The organism is Klebsiella sp. HMSC16A12, from assembly GCF_001808265.1.
GTDB classification, from domain to species: Bacteria; Pseudomonadota; Gammaproteobacteria; order Enterobacterales; family Enterobacteriaceae; genus Klebsiella; species Klebsiella pneumoniae.
In genome coordinates, this window is the sequence record NZ_KV792585.1 from 1 (window position 1) to 17,228 (window position 17,228).

The window sequence follows — 17,228 nt, forward strand, 5'->3', positions numbered from 1 at the left end:
ACTAAATCAGTAAGTTGGCACCATCACCCCGGAGCACAGCGGACGCTGTCGCATGAGCGACCGCTGCGGCGGGCTGGAAGCCTCGAAAAAAGACCAGCTGTGTATCTACCGCTGTCATGCGGGGTTAACCGATTTTTCCATCCCGCTGGTGATCGCCGGCCACCTGGTCGGTTTCGTGCTGTGCGGGCAGGTGCGTCTGAGCAATGATGTTGAACTGGTTGATATCTTGAACGTCGATGACCGCTGGCAGGACGATCCGGCGCTGGTCCAGGCGTTTCGCGATGTGCCGGAGATGGACTATTCGCGGGTTATCGCTTCGGCGGATCTGCTGAAGCTGATCGTCGAGAATTGCCTGAAAAAACAGCTCAACTTTGTGGTTATCAAAGATAACCCGTCGCAGAACGATCCGGCGCAGGCCAGCCGGGCGCCCTCGCCGCACGATGGCAAAATGAAGAAGGCGCTGCGCTATATCGACGCGCATCTCTCAGATGAGCTGCGTCTGGAGGATGTGGCGGCGCATGTCTATCTCAGCCCGTACTACTTCAGCAAACTGTTTAAAAAGTATCAGGGGATCGGTTTTAACGCCTGGGTCAATCAGCAGCGGATGGCGAGCGCAAAAGAGCTGCTATGCCACAGCGACTGGAGCATCGCCAGCATCGCGCGGAATTTAGGTTTTTCGCAAACCAGCTATTTTTGCAAAGTGTTTCGCCAGACCTATCAGGTAACGCCGCAGGCATTTCGTCAGCAAATTAATGCCGGATCACAAACTGAGTCTTTTTAAATGACAATATTTTGCTATTGCCGATTTTTGATATCCCCGAGTATCTTCATCAATATAAAATGAAAAAAACGACAGTAGAGCAATAAATTGTCATAGCGCAACAAAATAGTGATATTCGAGGGATAAACTACACCAGTTTTTATTTTTGTGATGAGATAGAGTGTCCGTTAATACGAGACAGCTGATTATCACAACACCGCTTTCCTTCACTGACGTCATTGTGACGAGTGATGAAACGGTAAAAGAAAACATAAAGTAATACCCGTCGATGCAGGGCGCATCGGCGAAACAAACCGACAGGTTCGACACCAGTTTGGTGTCAGGGAAGGGGGTGTAAATCCCCCGCAGCCCCCGCTGCTGTGATGCTGACGACCCTGCAAAAACCACTGATCGAAAGATTGGGAAGGGCGGGCGAGAACGAGGCTAAGCCAGAAGACCTGCCTGCCGGTAACTGACCAACAACTTCGGTGGGAAGTGGGTGGCTTAGCGGTGCGTGGTCGCAGGACCAGGCATGCGCGTAGCTATACCCTGACCGCCAGAACAGGACAGGGTATGGCAACCAGGCGTGCGTTCATTCTTGCGGGTACCGGCAGCGGTTGTGGCAAAACCACCGTTACGCTCGGCCTGCTCAGCTTGCTCCAACAGCGCGGTATGCGGGTGCAACCCTGTAAAGTCGGGCCTGACTACCTGGATACCGCCTGGCACACCGCCATCAGCGGCATCGCTTCCCGCAATCTCGACAGCTTTATGCTTCCCGCCCCGATACTCAACGCGCTGTTTACCGAACAGCTACAGCAGGCCGACATCGCGGTTATCGAAGGGGTGATGGGCCTGTATGACGGCTACGGCACCGACCCTAACTACTGCAGCAGCGCGGCAATGGCTAAGCAGCTTGGCTGCCCGGTGATTTTGCTGGTGGATGGCAAAGCGGTGTCGACCTCCATCGCCGCCACGGTGATGGGTTTTCAACATTTTGATCCGGCTCTCGACATCGCTGGCGTTATCGTCAATCGGGTCAACAGCGACGCGCACTTCCAGCTGCTGAAAAGCGCCATTGAGCGCTACTGTCGGGTGCCAGTGCTCGGCTATGTGCCGCGCGTGGAAGGCGTAGCGCTGCCCGAACGACATCTGGGGCTGGTGACCGCCCGCGAGTCGGTGGTCAATCAGCAGGCATGGCGGGATTTTGCCAGCCTGCTGGGGCGCACCCTCGACATAGACCGGCTGCTGGCCCTCAGCGAACTGGCCGCCATGCCGATCGGCGAGAGGGGAGAACAGCTTGCCGCCGATGCCGGCGAAGGACTGACGCTGGCCCTCGCCGACGATGAGGCCTTCAATTTTTATTACCCCGATAACCTGGCGCTGCTGGCGCGCTGCGGCGTGAAGATGGTGCGCTTTAGTCCACTGCGCGATCGCCAACTGCCGGCCTGCCAGATGATCTGGCTCGGCGGCGGCTATCCGGAGCTGCATGCGGCCGGGCTATCCGCTAACCACGAGATGCTGACACAGCTTCGCGCGGCGCACCGGCGCGGGGTGGCGATCTACGCCGAGTGCGGCGGCCTGATGTATCTGGGCACGACCCTGGAAGTCACCAGCGGCGAGCGCTACACGATGGCGGATATTATTCCCGGACACAGCCGAATGGGGACGCGTCTGACCCGGTTCGGCTACTGCGAAGCGCAGGCGCAGCAGCAGACGCTGCTGGCAGCCCCTGGCGAGTGGCTGCGCGGCCATGAATTTCATTACTCCGATTTTTCTCCCGCCACCCCCGCCGTACTGGCCTGCCGTAAACAGCGAGACGGTAAGACGCTCCAGCAGTGGCAGGGAGGATGGCAGTCCGGCAGCGCCTTTGCCAGCTATCTCCATGTCCATTTTGCCCAGCGTCCCACCATGCTCAACCACTGGTTGCGGGCAGCAAGGAGGGCGCTATGACCCTTCTCGCCTGGTGTGTAGCCTGGATACTTGATGTCGTCATTGGCGATCCGCCGCACTGGCCGCATCCGGTGCGCTGGATAGGTCGCCTGATCGCCGTCAGCCAGCGTGTAGTGCGACGCGTCTGCCATAGCGACCGGGCGCTGCGCATCGGCGGCGGGGTGATGTGGCTGGTGGTTATCGGTCTGACATGGGGCGTGGCCTGGGGCGTACTGGCGCTGGCGCACGGGATCCACCCCTGGCTTGGATGGCTGGTGGAAGTGTGGATGATCTTCACCGCGCTGGCGGGACGCTGTCTGGCACAGTCGGCGATGGCGGTGGCCCGGCCGCTGCAGGCCGGAGATCTCGCCGAAAGCCGGCATAAGCTCTCCTGGATTGTCGGGCGCGATACCTCTCAGCTCCAGCCAGCGCAGATCAACCGTGCGGTGGTGGAGACCGTGGCGGAGAACACGGTGGATGGCATTATCGCGCCGCTCTTTTTCCTGCTCCTCGGCGGCGCGCCGCTGGCCATGGCCTATAAAGCGGTCAACACCCTCGATTCCATGGTCGGCTATAAACACGAAAAATACCGGGCGATCGGCATGGTCAGCGCTCGTCTTGATGATGTAGCCAACTTCCTTCCCGCCCGGCTGAGCTGGCTGCTGCTCAGCCTTGCCGCGGTGCTATGCCGGGAAGATGGCGCCCGGGCGCTGCGTACGGGCTGGCGCGATCGCTATCAGCACAGCAGTCCTAACTGCGCCTGGCCGGAAGCGACCGTCGCCGGCGCGCTGGGGATCCGCCTTGGCGGCCCGAACGATTACTTCGGCCAGCGCGTTGAAAAGCCCTGGATAGGCGACGCCGTCCGCGACATCGCGGTGGACGATATTTCCCGAACCATTCGATTAATGTGGGTGGCGTCAAGCCTGGCGCTGGCGCTGTTTATCGGCGTGCGCTACTGGCTGGTCGGCGCGGCCTGAGGAGAACCTGATGCAGTACATCCAACAACCGCAGGCGATCGAGGCGAAAAGCTTCGACATCATCAGCGAGATCATCGCCGAAACGCGACCGGACTACCGTTTCGCCAGTCCGCTGCACGAGGCGATTATCAAGCGGGTGATCCACACCACCGCTGACTTCGACTGGCTGGATATTCTGTGGTTTTCTCCGGATGCCCTGATCGCGCTGAGTGAGGCCTTGAGCCGGCCCTGCACGCTGTATACCGATACCACCATGGCGCTGTCCGGGATCAACAAAACCCTGCTGGCCCGCTTTGGCGGCGAATGCCGCTGCTATATCAGCGACCCGCGGGTGGTGCGCGAGGCGCAAAGCCGGGGGATGACCCGCTCGATGGCGGCGGTGGATATTGCGGTGCAGGAGGCCGGGGAGAAAGTGTTCGTCTTCGGCAATGCGCCAACCGCGCTGTTTCGCCTGCTGGAACATCGCGAGACCGCCATCGGCGGCGTGGTGGGGGTGCCGGTCGGGTTCGTCGGCGCGGCGGAGTCGAAAGCGGCGCTCAGCGAGAGCGGCCTGCCGGCCATCGCCGCGCTCGGCCGCAAAGGGGGAAGCAACGTGGCGGCAGCGATTGTGAACGCTCTGCTTTACCACCTACGGGAGGCGCAATGAGCGATCAGACCTTTGACGCCCCGGTGTGGCATCACGGCAAAGCGCTGCGCAAGGGCTACACCACCGGCTCCTGCGCCACAGCGGCGGCAAAAGTGGCGGCGCTGATGGTGATGCGCCAGCATCTGATTCATCAGGTCTCGATCGTCACCCCCTCCGGCGTCACCCTGTGCCTGAACGTTGAGTCCCCGCACGTCGAAGGGCAGCAGGCGGTCGCCGCGATCCGTAAAGACGGCGGCGATGATGTCGACGCCACCCACGGCATGCTGATTTTTGCCCGGGTGATCCTCAATGACAGCGGAGAGATTAGCCTGCAGGGCGGGGAGGGCATCGGCACGGTGACCCGCAAAGGGATCGGCCTGCCGACAGGCAGCCCGGCGATAAACCGCACTCCGCGGCACACCATCGAGACCGCCGTGCGCGAAGCGATAGGACCTACCCGCGGCGCGCAGGTGGAGATTTTTGCTCCGGAAGGCGTACTTCGCGCGCAAAAAACCTATAACGCCCGGCTGGGGATCCTCGGCGGGATCTCGATTATCGGCACCACGGGGATCGTTACCCCGATGTCGGAAGAGAGCTGGAAGCGCTCGCTCTCCCTCGAGCTGGAGATAAAACGCGCCGCCGGGCTGGAGCGCGTGGTGCTGGTGCCGGGCAACCACGGTGAGCGCTTTGTCCGCGAGCAGATGGGCATCGACCCGCAGATGGTGGTCACCATGAGCAACTTCGTCGGCTACATGATTGAAGAGGCGGTTCGGCTCGGTTTCCGCCAGATTGTGCTCATTGGCCATCCCGGCAAACTGATCAAAATCGCCGCCGGGATCTTTCATACCCACAGCCATATCGCCGATGCGCGGATGGAAACTCTCGTCGCTCATCTGGCGCTGCTTGGCGCGCCGCTGCCGCTGCTGACGCTGGTCAGCGAGTGCGACACTACCGAAGCGGCAATGGAGCATATCGACGCCTGGGGATACCAGCGCCTCTATAACCATCTGGCTGAGCGAATCTGCCAGCGTGTTCTTGAGATGCTGCGCTTCACTCAGCAACCGCCCACCTGCGACGCGGTTCTGTTTTCTTTTGATAACCAGGTACTGGGCAGCAGCCGTCCGCTGGCGGCGATTGCCCGGGATCTGACATGTTGACGGTCGTGGGAATGGGCCCGGCGGGGCTGCAGTGGCTGATCCCGGCCGCGCGCGAGGCAATCGCCGCCGCTGAGGCGCTGGTGGGCGGCAGCCGCCATCTCCAGCAGTTTCCCGACTTCGCCGGCGAGCGCTTCGCGCTGGGGGCCGATATGCCGGCGCTGCTGGCGTGGATTGAGGCCCGTACCGGGCGCCGCGTCGTGGTGCTGGCCTCTGGCGATCCGCTGTTCTATGGCATTGGCACCCGGCTGATTGCCCATTTTGGCCGGGAACGAGTGCAGGTGATCCCCGGCATCAGCGCGGTGCAGTACCTCTGCGCCCGGGCGGGCATCGACATGAACGATATGTGGCTGACCAGCAGCCATGGCCGGGCGGTGAGCTTCGATGCTCTGGCCGCCCACCGGAAAGTCGCCATGGTGACCGACGGCCGCTGCGGACCGCGGGAGATAGCCGCCCAGCTGATGGCCCGCGGCAAAGGCCATCGCTGGATGGTGATAGGCGAGAACCTGGCGATGGAAAACGAGCGGATCCACTGGCTGCCGGTCAGCGCCGTGGAGGACGAATATGAGATGAATGCGGTGGTGATCCTCGATGAAAGATGAGCTGTTTTTGCGCGGCGCCCAGGTGCCGATGACCAAAGAGGCCGTGCGCGCGCTGGCGCTGGCGAAGCTGGAGCTGCACCGGGCGCGCCATCTGATTGATATCGGCGCGGGCACCGGCAGCGTCAGCATTGAGGCTGCTCTACAGAACCCGGCGCTGCGGGTGACGGCGATTGAGCGTCAGGCCGACGCGCTGCGCCTGCTGGCGGAGAACCGGCAGCGCTTTGGCTGCGACAACATCGCTATCGTGGCGGGCGTTGCGCCGCTGGCGGTCGCCGACAAAGCCGACGCGATCTTTATGGGGGGCAGCGGCGGCCATCTGACGGCGCTGATCGACTGGTCGCTGGCGCAGCTGCATCCCGGCGGCCGGCTGGTGATGACTTTTATTTTGCAGGAAAACCTTCATAGCGCTCTGGCGCACCTGCGGCAGAGCGGCATCCACGAGGTGGACTGCCAGCAGCTGGCGGTCTCCACCCTGGCTACCCTGGGCAGCGGCCACTACTTCAAACCCCATAATCCCGTTTTTGTCATCGCCTGTCAGAAGGAAGAAAACCATGGCTGAGACTTTTGATCCCCATTGCGTGTGGTTCGTCGGCGCCGGTCCGGGCGATCGCGAACTGATTACTCTCAAAGGCTACCGTCTGCTACAGCAGGCGCAGGTAGTGATCTACGCCGGGTCGCTGATCAACACCGAGCTACTGGCCTACTGTCCGCCACAGGCGGAGTGCCACGACAGCGCCGCGCTGCATCTGGAGCAGATCCTCGACCTGATGGAGGCGGGGGTGAAGGCGGGAAAAACGGTGGTGCGTCTGCAGACGGGCGACGTCTCGCTATATGGCTCGGTGCGCGAGCAGGGCGAAGAGCTGACCCGCCGCGGGATCCGCTGGCAGGTGGTGCCGGGCGTCAGCGCTTTCCTCGGCGCGGCGGCGGAGCTGGGGGTGGAGTACACGGTACCCGAAGTCTCGCAGAGTCTGATTATTACCCGTCTGGAAGGGCGCACGCCGGTTCCCGCGCGCGAACAGCTGGAAGCCTTTGCCAGCCATCAAACCTCGATGGCGATTTACCTGTCGGTGCAACGTATTCACCGGGTGGCGGAGCGGCTGGTGGAGGGCGGCTACCCCGCGACCACCCCGGTCGCGGTGATCTACAAGGCCACCTGGCCGGAAAGCCAGACCGTCCGCGGTACCCTCGCGGACATCGGCGACAAAGTACGCGACGCCGGGATCCGCAAAACGGCGCTGATCCTGGTCGGCCCCTTCCTCGGCGATGAGTATCACTACTCAAAACTGTACGCAGCGAATTTTAGCCATGAATACCGTAAAGCCTGAATCCATTGCCCTGTTTTGCCTGACGCCCGGCGGCGTGCGGCTGGCAAAACGGCTGGCGGCCATGCTGCCGCTTACCTGTTACACCAGCGAAGCGCTGCAGGAAGAGGGGTTTATCCCCTTCAACGGCGGCTTTGCCAGCGCTGCCCGCGAGGCGTTCAGCAGCTTCTCGGCGCTGATTTTTATCGGCGCCACCGGGATTGCCGTGCGGGTGCTGGCCCCGCTGGTGAATGACAAGCTCAGCGACCCGGCGGTGGTGGTGATTGATGAGCGCGCCCGGCACGTCATCAGCTTGCTCTCCGGCCATGCCGGGGGGGCCAATGCGCTGACCCGCTATCTCGCCGGGATGCTCGACGCCGACCCGGTGATCACCACCGCCACCGACGTCAACGAGCTGGCCGCCCTCGACACGCTGGCCTTCCAGCTGAACGCCCGGATGACCGATTTTCGCGCGGCGGTGAAAACTGTTAACCAGATGCTGGTGAGCGGTAAGCGGGTGGGGCTGTGGTGCGACGGCGAATTCACCGGGGCGCTAAGCCGCTGCGACCGGCGCGGGTTTATCCCGGTAAGCGACCTGGCGCGCTTGCCGGCGCTCGACGCCCTGATCTGCGTCACCCTGCGCCGGTCGCTGCCGCCGCTGCCGGTGCCTCACTGGAAGCTGGTGCCCCAGCGGGTGGTGGCGGGGATCGGCTGTCGGCGCGACACCCCCTGCGCGCTGCTCAGTACGTTGCTGGATCGCCAGCTTGCCGCTCAGCGTCTTGACCCGCTGGCGCTGAAAGCGATCGGCAGCGTGAGCCTGAAGGCAAACGAGCCGGGGTTGCGCCAGCTGGCTCACCGCTGCCGGGTGCCGTTCGAAACCTTCAGCGCCGAGGCGCTGCGCGAGCACGAGCACCGCTTTCCGGCCTCGTCTTTTGTCCGGGAGACGGTCGGCGTCGGCAGCGTCTCCGGCCCGGTGGCCTGGCTGCTGAGTCAGGGAAACCTGTCCGGCGAAACCCTGCGTGAGCAGGGCGTGACCATTACTTTGGGAGTAACACACTGATGTTAAGCGTAATCGGAATTGGCCCTGGCTCGCAGGCGATGATGACCATGGAAGCCGTGGAGGCCCTGCAGGCGGCAGAGATCGTGGTGGGCTACAAGACCTACACCCACCTGGTAAAAGCCTTTACCGGCGACAAGCAGGTGATCAAAACCGGCATGTGCAAAGAGATTGAGCGCTGCCAGGCGGCCATCGAGCTGGCGCAGGCCGGGCACAACGTTGCGCTGATCAGCAGCGGCGACGCCGGCATCTACGGCATGGCGGGGCTGGTGCTGGAGCTGGTTAATAAGCAGCAGCTGGACATTGAGGTCCGTCTGATCCCAGGGATGACGGCCAGTATCGCCGCCGCCTCGCTGCTCGGCGCGCCGCTGATGCATGATTTCTGCCATATCAGCCTTAGCGATCTGCTGACGCCCTGGCCGGTGATTGAAAAACGCATAGTCGCCGCCGGGGAAGCGGACTTCGTTATCTGTTTCTACAACCCCCGCAGCCGCGGCCGCGAAGGACATCTGGCGCGCGCCTTTGCGCTGCTGGCGGCCAGTAAAAGCGCAGATACGCCGGTAGGCGTAGTCAAATCCGCCGGACGCAAAAAGCAGGAGAAATGGCTGACCACCCTCGGGGAGATGGATTTTGCCCCAGTGGATATGACCAGTCTGGTGATCGTTGGCAACAAAGCGACTTACATCGACAACGGCCTGATGATCACCCCGCGAGGCTACGCGCTGTGAATCACGGCGACGTGCTGGTTATCGGGGGCACCAGCGATGCGCGGGCGATCTGCCAGCAGCTGGACGCCGCCGACGTGCGCTACACCCTGTCGGTGGCGACCCCTACCGGCGAGCGGCTGGCCGGCGATATCCGCGGGCAGATACGCTGCGGGCGAATGGAGTGGCAGCAGATGGCGGAGTGGCTCAGAGCGCAGCGCACCCGCTGGGTGATCGATGCCTCTCACCCCTACGCCGAGGTGGTCAGCCAGAATATTGTGCGCGCCTGCGCCAGCGTCGGGGTTCTGCTCAGCCGCTATCAAAGGCCGGAGCAGCTGAGCGATCTGCGCCATCCGCTACTTCACGTGGTCGGCGATCTGAACGAGGCCTGCGCGGTGGCTCGTCGCCTCGGCGAGCGGATCCTGCTGACCACCGGCAGCAAAGATCTGGCGGCCTGGCGGGCGGGACTGGCGGAGAAAACGCTGCTCGCCCGGGTGCTGCCGGTGCCGGAGGTGGTTCAGCACTGTAGCGATTTGGGGTTTGGCGTGGGGGAGATCTTCGCCCTCTGCGGGCCGTTCAGCGCCGAATTTAACGCCGCCTTTTATCGCCAGTGCCGGGCCGATGTTGTGGTGACGAAAGCCTCGGGGGCGGAAGGAGGCTATCAGGAAAAAGTACAACCCTGTCTTGATGCGGGGATCCCCTGCATCGTCATTACCCGTCCGGCGCCGCTGGTGACGGGCGATGAACTACTGCAAAGCCAGGCCGATTTCACTACGCGGTTGACGCGCTGGCTGTCGGCGACTTGAGGAAGAGGATATGAAAAAAGCACTTCTGGTGGTGAGCTTTGGCACCAGCTATCACGACACCCGCGAGAAGAACATCGCCGCCTGCGAGCGCGATCTGGCCGCCAGCTGCCCGGACCGCACGCTGTTCCGCGCCTTCACCTCGGGGATGATTATTCGCAAACTGCAGCAGCGCGACGGTATTCATATCGATACTCCGCTGCAGGCTCTGCAAAAGCTGGCCGAGCAGGGATACCAGGATGTGGCTATCCAGTCCCTGCACATTATCAACGGCGACGAGTACGAGAAGATCGTTCGCGAAGTGCAGAGCATGCGCCCGCGCTTTCAGCGTCTGACGCTGGGCGCGCCGCTGTTGAGCGGTCATGGCGATTATGTGCAGCTGATGCAGGCCCTGCGCCAGCAGATGCCGCCGCTGGCGGCGACGGAGCGAGTGGTGTTTATGGGGCACGGCGCCAGCCACCACGCCTTCGCGGCCTACGCCTGTCTGGATCATATGATGGCGGTGCAGGGTTTTCCGGCGCGGGTGGGGGCGGTGGAAAGCTATCCCGAAGTGGACATCGTCATTAACGAACTCTCCCGCCAGGGCGTGACCGGCGTGCATCTGATGCCGCTGATGCTGGTGGCCGGCGATCATGCCATTAATGATATGGCCTCCGACGAAGACGATTCGTGGAAAACCCGCTTCAATGCCGCCGGTATCCCCGCCACGCCGTGGCTTAACGGGTTAGGGGAGAATCCGGCGGTGCGGGCGATGTTTGTCGCCCATCTGCAGCAGGCGCTGAACGACACGATGGAGAAAGCAGCATGAGCGGCAAACTATACGCCCTGAGCAGCGGGCCGGGGGCGGCCGATCTGATCACCGTGCGTGCGGCGCGGATCCTCGGCCAGCTGGATGTGCTGTATGCGCCAGCCGGCCGCAAAGGCGGCGACAGCCTGGCGCTCTCCATCGTACGCGAGTACCTGGGCGCACACACGGAGGTCCGCTGCTGCCATTTTCCGATGAGCGCCGACAGCGCGGAAAAAGAGGCGGTGTGGAACGACGTTGCCGCGGCGCTGGCCCAGGAGGTGGCGGCGGGCAGGCAGGTCGGGTTTATCACCCTCGGCGACGCCATGTTGTTCAGCACCTGGGTCTTTCTGCTGCAGCGGATTGGCTGCCCGGAGTGGCTGGAGATTGTCCCTGGCGTTACCTCCTTCGCCGCCATTGCCGCGCGGGCGAAAACCCCGCTGGCCATGGAGCAGCAGTCGCTGGCGGTGATCTCCTGCACCGCGCCGGAAGCGGACATTGCCGCGGCGCTGCGCCAGCATGACAGTCTGGTGCTGATGAAAGTCTACGGCCGCTTCGCCCGCATTAAGGCGCTGCTGGCGCAGGCGGGGCTGCTGGATGCGGCGCTGATGATGTCAGAGGCCACCCTGCCGGGCGAGCAGTGCTGGCGCCGTCTGCGCGAGGTCAGCGATGACCAGCCGCTGCCCTATTTCTCGACCATCCTGGTTAACAAACAGTGGGAGGAGGCGTAATGAATCAGGTGAAATCGCTGAAGCAGCTTTCGTATGGGGGGCTGGCGGCCGCTGTTCTGCTGATCATCGTCCCGCAGGAGGCGTTCGCCATGCATATCATGGAGGGCTTTTTGCCGCCGATGTGGGCGCTGGCGTGGTGGCTGCTGTTTTTACCCTGCCTGTGGTACGGCCTGGTGCGCCTGCGGCGTATCGTTCAGGAAGAGAGCAATCAGAAGGTGCTGCTGGCCCTCTGCGGGGCGTTTATTTTTGTTCTTTCGGCGCTGAAGATCCCGTCGGTGACCGGCAGCTGCTCGCATCCGACCGGCGTCGGTCTGGCGGTGATCCTCTTCGGGCCGGGCGTGGTGGCGGTGCTGGGGGCGATCGTTCTGCTGTTCCAGGCGCTGCTGCTGGCGCATGGCGGCCTGACCACCCTTGGCGCCAACGGGATGTCGATGGCGGTGATCGGCCCGATGGTCGGCTATCTGGTGTGGAAGCTGGCCTGTCGGGCGGGGATCCGTCGCGATGTCGGGGTCTTTCTCTGCGCCATGCTGGCGGATCTGATGACCTACTTTGTCACCTCCGTCCAGCTCGGGGTGGCCTTTCCCGATCCGGCAACCGGGGCAGGCGGATCGATCGCCAAGTTTATGGGCATCTTCTGCCTGACGCAGATCCCGATAGCCATCGCGGAAGGCTTGCTCACCGTGATGATCTACGATCAGCTAACCAAACGGCGGCTGATCGCCGCGGAGGGACATTAATATGAAAAAGACCCTGATCCTGTTGGCGATGGTGGCCGCCCTGATGATCCTGCCATTTTTTATTAACCACGGCGGCGAGTTTGGCGGCTCGGACGGCGAAGCGGAGAGCCAGATCCAGGTGGTGGCGCCGGATTATCAACCCTGGTTCCAGCCGCTATATGAACCGGCGAGCGGCGAGATTGAGAGCCTGCTGTTTACCCTACAGGGCTCGCTGGGCGCGGCAGTGATTTTTTACATTCTCGGATATGCGAGGGGCAGACAGCGCCGTGATGACCGGGTTTGACCGACTCAGCTACCAGAGCCGCTGGTTGCAGGTGGCTCCAGAGCGTAAGTTTCTGCTCTGGCTACTGCTGATGGCGCTGGCCTTTACGCTGCCGGCGTGGGGCCAGGCGCTGACGCTGGCGCTGACCGCCGCGCTGACCTGCTGGCTGCTGCGGGTCTCATTCTGGCGCTGGTGCCGCTGGATGGCGCTACCCTTTGGCTTTTTGCTGGTCGGCGTGCTGACCATTCTGTTCAGCGTCAGCCGCGATCCGCAGATGCTGTTAGCGAGCTTGCGGCTGGGCGCTTTCTCGATAGGGATTTCCGCCCCGGGGCTGGCCGTGGCCGGGGAGACCTTCTGGCGCAGCCTGGCGGCGATGGCGGCGACGCTCTGGCTGGTGCTTAATCTGCCTTTCCCGCAGTTGATTATTTTACTCAAGCGCGGTCGCGTACCGCGGCTGTTGACGGAGCAGATCCTGCTGACCTGGCGCTTCATTTTTATTCTGTTAGACGAGGCGATGGCGATTCACCGCGCGCAAACTCTGCGTTTTGGCTATGGTAGCGTGCCGCAGGGCTATCGCTCGCTGGCGATGCTGGTGGGACTGCTGTTCACCCGCGTCCTCCTGCGCTATCAGCAGATGAGCACGGCGCTGGATATCAAATTGTACCAGGGTGATTTTCACCTCTAAGGATAAGTATGCTTGCCACAACCGATCTCTGGTTTCGCTATCAGGATGAGCCGGTACTTAAAGGGCTGACGCTGGATTTTTCCCGCCATGCGGTGACCGGCCTGGTGGGGGCCAACGGCTGCGGAAAGTCGACGCTGTTTATGAACCTGAGCGGCCTGCTGCGCCCGCAGCAGGGGGCGGTGCTGTGGCAGGGAGAGGCGCTGAATTACAGCAAGCGCGGTCTGCTGGCGCTGCGCCAGCAGGTGGCGACGGTGTTTCAGGATCCGGACCAGCAAATATTCTATACCGATATCGACAGCGATATCGCTTTTAGTCTGCGTAACCTCGGGGTGGCGGAAGAGGAGATCGCCCGCCGGGTGGATGAGGCGTTGACCCTCGTCGATGCCCAGGGGTTTCGCCAGCAGCCGATCCAGTGCCTCAGCCATGGGCAGAAAAAACGGGTGGCAATCGCCGGGGCGCTAGTGCTGCAGGCGCGCTACCTGCTGCTTGACGAGCCCACCGCGGGCCTCGATCCACGCGGGCGGGCGCAGATGATCGCCATCATCCGCCGCATTGTCGGGCAGGGGCGGCGCGTGGTGATCTCCAGCCACGATATCGATCTGATCTATGAGGTGAGCGACGCCGTTTACGTGCTGCGTCACGGCGAAGTACTGGCCGCGGGGGATCCCGGCGAGGTATTTGCCTGCGCGGAGACGATGGACAGGGCGGGATTGACGCAGCCGTGGCTGGTGAAACTTCATAGCGAACTGGGGCTGCCGCTGTGTAAAACCGAGGCGGAGTTTTTTCAGCGGATGCACAACAACGCGATAGGCGCGATAAAGGAGGCGTCATGACGCTGGCAGTGATGTTGCAGGGCACGGCTTCCGACGTTGGGAAAAGCGTGCTGGTGGCGGGACTGTGCCGCATTTTTCATCAGGATGGGCTGCGTACCGCGCCGTTTAAATCACAGAATATGGCGCTGAACTCCGGCATTACGCCGGATGGCAAAGAGATGGGCCGGGCACAAATTTTCCAGGCCGAAGCGGCCGGGATTGCGCCGGATGTCCGCATGAATCCGATTTTGCTCAAGCCCACCAGCGACCGTCAGGCGCAGGTGGTCCTGATGGGGCAGGTGGCGACCAGCATGGACGCGGTGAGCTATCACCAGTACAAGCCGCGCCTGCGCGAACAGATCCTCGCGGTCTACCAGAGCCTGGCCGGGGAGTATGAGGCGCTGGTGCTGGAAGGGGCCGGCAGTCCGGCGGAGATTAACCTGCGCGACCGCGATATCGTCAATATGGGCATGGCCGAGATGGCGCAATGCCCGGTGATCCTGGTGGCCGATATCGACCGCGGCGGGGTGTTTGCCGCGATTTACGGCACGCTGGCGCTGCTGCAGCCTCAGGAGCGGGCGCGGGTGAAAGGGGTGATCATCAATAAATTCCGCGGCGATGTGGCGCTCCTGCGCTCCGGGATAGAGCAAATCGAGGCGTTGACCGGGGTGCCGGTGCTGGGCGTTATGCCATGGCTTGACGTGGATCTCGAGGATGAGGACGGCGTCGCGCTGCAGGTCGGGAAATACCATCGCACCGACCGGCGCGATATCGACATCGCCGTGGTTCACCTGCCGCATATCGCCAATTTTACCGACTTTAACGCCCTGGCGGCGCAGCCAGACGTCCGGGTGCGCTATGTCCGCGATCCGCAGGCGCTGGCCGACGCCGACCTGGTCATTCTCCCGGGCAGTAAAAATACCCTCGGCGATCTGTGCTGGCTGCGCGAGAGCGGCATGGCGCACGCGGTCGAGCAGGCCCGGCAGCGCAAGGTGCCGCTGCTGGGGATCTGCGGCGGCTATCAGATGCTGGGCGAAACCATTATCGATGAGGTGGAGTCTGGCCTTGGCGCCCAGCCCGGGCTGGGGGTGCTGAAGACCGTGACCCACTTCGCCCAGCACAAAACCACCACCCAGGTGCAGGCGACCCTGGGGTCTGCGCTCCCGGATTGGTTAGCCGACGCGGCGGGGCTGCGCGTCAGTGGCTATGAAATTCATATGGGCGAGACGCGCCGCGAGGCAGGCTGCCCGCCGCTGCTGCAGCTGCATAAAGCGGGGCAGGCAGTGGACGACGGGGCGATAAGCGACGACGGCCTGGCGTTCGGCACCTATCTCCATGGCCTGTTCGACAGCGATGCCTTTACCCGGGCGCTGCTCAACGGCCTGCGCCAGCGCAAAGGGCTGGCGCCGCTGGACAGCGCCCTAGAGTATGCCCGCTATAAAACCCGCCAGTTTGATCGGCTGGCCGAGGCCATGCGCGAACATATCGCCATCGATAAAATTTACGCCATCATGCGCCAACATCAGGAGCCCCTATGCTGACTCTGGTTACCGGCGGCGCGCGCAGCGGCAAAAGTCGCCATGCCGAGGTGCTGATTGCCGATGCGCCGCAGGTGTTATATATCGCCACCTCGCAAATCTTTGACGACGAGATGGCCGCAAGGATCCAGCATCATCGCGACGGCAGGCCCGCCCACTGGCGCACCGCCGAGCGCTGGCAGCAGCTTGATGAACTGATCACCCCGGCTATCGCCCCAGAGGAGGCGATTTTGCTGGAATGCATCACCACCATGGTCACCAACCTGCTGTTCGCGCTCGGCGGCGACAGCGACCCCGACGGCTGGGATTACGCCGCCATGGAACAGGCTATTGATGACGAAATTGGCGTGCTGATTGCCGCCTGTCAGCGCTGTCCGGCGCACGTCGTGCTGGTGACCAACGAGGTGGGGATGGGCATTGTACCGGAGAACCGCCTGGCGCGGCATTTTCGCGATATTGCCGGGCGGGTCAATCAGCGCCTGGCGGCCGCGGCGGATGCGGTCTGGCTGGTGGTCTCCGGCATCGGCGTCAAAATCAAATAACTCAATCGCTGGCTGACCGGGCCAGCCCTGGCAGGGATTCTGTATGCAAAATTTAAACACGGTTCTGCGGGCGATCCCCGCGCCGGACGCCGACGCCATGGCGCGGGCACAGCAACACATCGACGGCTTACTCAAGCCCCCCGGCAGCCTCGGGCGTCTGGAGGCGCTGGCGGTGCAGCTGGCGGGAATGCCCGGCCTGGGCGGCCAGCCGCAGGTGGCGAAAAAGGCCCTGCTGGTGATGTGCGCCGACCATGGGGTGTGGGACGAAGGGGTGGCGATTTCGCCGAAGGCGGTCACCGCCATCCAGGCGGCAAATATGACCCGCGGCACCACCGGCGTCTGCGTGCTCGCCGCTCAGGCCGGGGCGAAAGTGCATGTAATTGATGTCGGTATCGATAGCGAACCGCTGCCCGGCGTGGTGAATATGCGGGTGGCGCGGGGCTGCGGCAATATTGCCCGCGGCCCGGCGATGAGCCGTGAGCAGGGGCAGGAGCTGTTGCTGGAGGTGATGCGCTACACCCGCGCGCTGGCCCAGGAGGGCGTTACCCTGTTTGGCGTCGGCGAACTGGGGATGGCCAATACCACGCCGGCGGCAGCGATCGTCAGCGTCCTGACCGGCAGCGATGCACAGGAGGTGGTCGGGATTGGCGCCAATCTGCCGCTGGCGAAGGTTGGCAACAAGGTGGCGGTGGTGCGGCGGGCTATCGCCGTCAATCAGCCCGACCCGAATGATGGCCTCGATGTGCTGAGCAAAGTCGGTGGTTTCGATCTGCTGGGGATGACCGGTGTCATGCTGGGGGCGGCGTCCTGTGGGCTGCCGGTGGTGCTGGATGGCTTTCTCTCCTACGCGGCGGCGCTGGCGGCGTGTCAGATAGCGCCGGAGGTGAAACCGTATCTGATCCCGTCCCACTATTCGGCGGAGAAGGGGGCGCGTATCGCGTTGGCGCACCTGGGTCTCGAACCGTATCTCAATATGGGCATGCGTCTGGGAGAAGGCAGCGGCGCGGCGCTGGCGATGCCGATCGTCGAGGCGGCCTGCGCGATGTACCATCGCATGGGCATGCTGGCGGCAAGCAATATTGTGTTACCGAAGGGGTAAGCAGGAGATGGGGGCGGCAATGGCCGTTCCCGTTTTCGGCAGAGGTTTTGCCGGCGGCAGAAACAAAAAAACACCCTTGAGGGTGTTTGTAATGTTGGTTGCGGGGGCCGGATTTGAACCGACGAC

At 63.0% G+C, this 17,228-nt stretch carries 19 protein-coding genes, 1 pseudogene and 1 riboswitch; all 20 genes and pseudogenes read left to right on the forward strand.

The annotated features are described in order from the left end of the window. Window positions 1-28 precede the first annotated feature (28 nt). Window positions 29-844: pseudogene (locus tag HMPREF3140_RS09585) on the forward strand (PocR ligand-binding domain-containing protein); the annotation flags it as partial. 218 nt (window positions 845-1,062) lie between these two features. After that, a riboswitch (cobalamin riboswitch) is annotated at window positions 1,063-1,241 on the forward strand. 92 nt (window positions 1,242-1,333) lie between these two features. Next, the gene (locus tag HMPREF3140_RS09590) at window positions 1,334-2,710 is read left to right on the forward strand and encodes a cobyrinate a,c-diamide synthase (protein ID WP_070552955.1); all 1,377 of its coding nucleotides are present in this window, start codon (window positions 1,334-1,336) and stop codon (window positions 2,708-2,710) included. Next, complete coding sequence (cbiB, locus tag HMPREF3140_RS09595) at window positions 2,707-3,666, forward strand: adenosylcobinamide-phosphate synthase CbiB (RefSeq protein WP_002915724.1); 960 nt, start codon at window positions 2,707-2,709, stop codon at window positions 3,664-3,666. The genes HMPREF3140_RS09590 and cbiB overlap by 4 nt, the downstream gene beginning before the upstream one ends. Window positions 3,667-3,676: 10 nt before the next feature. Continuing rightward, complete coding sequence (locus HMPREF3140_RS09600) at window positions 3,677-4,312, forward strand: cobalt-precorrin-8 methylmutase (RefSeq protein WP_032412294.1); 636 nt, start codon at window positions 3,677-3,679, stop codon at window positions 4,310-4,312. Continuing rightward, complete coding sequence (gene cbiD / locus HMPREF3140_RS09605; protein WP_032412292.1) at window positions 4,309-5,448, forward strand: cobalt-precorrin-5B (C(1))-methyltransferase CbiD; 1,140 nt, start codon at window positions 4,309-4,311, stop codon at window positions 5,446-5,448. Before HMPREF3140_RS09600 ends, cbiD begins: the two co-directional genes overlap by 4 nt. Continuing rightward, a complete protein-coding gene (locus tag HMPREF3140_RS09610) occupies window positions 5,442-6,047 on the forward strand; it encodes a cobalt-precorrin-7 (C(5))-methyltransferase (RefSeq protein ID WP_004174583.1) in 606 nt (201 codons plus the stop codon). The genes cbiD and HMPREF3140_RS09610 overlap by 7 nt, the downstream gene beginning before the upstream one ends. Beyond that, window positions 6,037-6,606 (forward strand): decarboxylating cobalt-precorrin-6B (C(15))-methyltransferase, encoded by a 570-nt coding sequence (locus tag HMPREF3140_RS09615; protein ID WP_002915684.1) that lies wholly within the window; start codon window positions 6,037-6,039, stop codon window positions 6,604-6,606. The genes HMPREF3140_RS09610 and HMPREF3140_RS09615 overlap by 11 nt, the downstream gene beginning before the upstream one ends. Further along, entirely contained in the window at window positions 6,599-7,372 is a 774-nt protein-coding gene (locus HMPREF3140_RS09620) for a cobalt-precorrin-4 methyltransferase (protein ID WP_032412290.1), read from the forward strand. Before HMPREF3140_RS09615 ends, HMPREF3140_RS09620 begins: the two co-directional genes overlap by 8 nt. Further along, window positions 7,353-8,408, forward strand: a complete 1,056-nt coding sequence (cbiG, locus tag HMPREF3140_RS09625; RefSeq protein ID WP_004174586.1) for a cobalt-precorrin 5A hydrolase — start codon at window positions 7,353-7,355, stop codon at window positions 8,406-8,408. The genes HMPREF3140_RS09620 and cbiG overlap by 20 nt, the downstream gene beginning before the upstream one ends. After that, entirely contained in the window at window positions 8,408-9,133 is a 726-nt protein-coding gene (locus HMPREF3140_RS09630) for a precorrin-3B C(17)-methyltransferase (RefSeq protein WP_004143930.1), read from the forward strand. The genes cbiG and HMPREF3140_RS09630 overlap by 1 nt, the downstream gene beginning before the upstream one ends. Then, on the forward strand, window positions 9,130-9,915 hold the full coding sequence (locus HMPREF3140_RS09635) for a cobalt-precorrin-6A reductase (protein WP_023285512.1): 786 nt from the start codon (window positions 9,130-9,132) through the stop codon (window positions 9,913-9,915). Before HMPREF3140_RS09630 ends, HMPREF3140_RS09635 begins: the two co-directional genes overlap by 4 nt. Window positions 9,916-9,925: 10 nt before the next feature. Then, window positions 9,926-10,720, forward strand: a complete 795-nt coding sequence (gene cbiK, locus HMPREF3140_RS09640; protein ID WP_004174588.1) for a sirohydrochlorin cobaltochelatase — start codon at window positions 9,926-9,928, stop codon at window positions 10,718-10,720. Beyond that, a complete protein-coding gene (locus HMPREF3140_RS09645) occupies window positions 10,717-11,427 on the forward strand; it encodes a cobalt-factor II C(20)-methyltransferase (RefSeq protein WP_002915624.1) in 711 nt (236 codons plus the stop codon). The genes cbiK and HMPREF3140_RS09645 overlap by 4 nt, the downstream gene beginning before the upstream one ends. Continuing rightward, the gene (gene cbiM, locus HMPREF3140_RS09650; RefSeq protein ID WP_004143926.1) at window positions 11,427-12,164 is read left to right on the forward strand and encodes a cobalt ECF transporter S component CbiM; all 738 of its coding nucleotides are present in this window, start codon (window positions 11,427-11,429) and stop codon (window positions 12,162-12,164) included. Before HMPREF3140_RS09645 ends, cbiM begins: the two co-directional genes overlap by 1 nt. Window position 12,165: 1 nt before the next feature. Then, window positions 12,166-12,447, forward strand: a complete 282-nt coding sequence (locus HMPREF3140_RS09655; RefSeq protein WP_002915619.1) for an energy-coupling factor ABC transporter substrate-binding protein — start codon at window positions 12,166-12,168, stop codon at window positions 12,445-12,447. Continuing rightward, window positions 12,434-13,111, forward strand: coding sequence for an energy-coupling factor ABC transporter transmembrane protein (locus tag HMPREF3140_RS09660; RefSeq protein ID WP_002915616.1), 678 nt, complete (start codon window positions 12,434-12,436; stop codon window positions 13,109-13,111). The genes HMPREF3140_RS09655 and HMPREF3140_RS09660 overlap by 14 nt, the downstream gene beginning before the upstream one ends. Window positions 13,112-13,119: 8 nt before the next feature. Beyond that, a complete protein-coding gene (locus tag HMPREF3140_RS09665) occupies window positions 13,120-13,944 on the forward strand; it encodes an energy-coupling factor ABC transporter ATP-binding protein (RefSeq protein WP_002915614.1) in 825 nt (274 codons plus the stop codon). Next, on the forward strand, window positions 13,941-15,464 hold the full coding sequence (locus HMPREF3140_RS09670) for a cobyric acid synthase (RefSeq protein ID WP_032412289.1): 1,524 nt from the start codon (window positions 13,941-13,943) through the stop codon (window positions 15,462-15,464). The genes HMPREF3140_RS09665 and HMPREF3140_RS09670 overlap by 4 nt, the downstream gene beginning before the upstream one ends. Beyond that, entirely contained in the window at window positions 15,458-16,003 is a 546-nt protein-coding gene (cobU, locus tag HMPREF3140_RS09675; RefSeq protein WP_032412285.1) for a bifunctional adenosylcobinamide kinase/adenosylcobinamide-phosphate guanylyltransferase, read from the forward strand. The genes HMPREF3140_RS09670 and cobU overlap by 7 nt, the downstream gene beginning before the upstream one ends. A gap of 43 nt (window positions 16,004-16,046) precedes the next feature. Next, complete coding sequence (gene cobT / locus HMPREF3140_RS09680) at window positions 16,047-17,102, forward strand: nicotinate-nucleotide--dimethylbenzimidazole phosphoribosyltransferase (RefSeq protein ID WP_016529969.1); 1,056 nt, start codon at window positions 16,047-16,049, stop codon at window positions 17,100-17,102. Window positions 17,103-17,228: the final 126 nt, after the last annotated feature.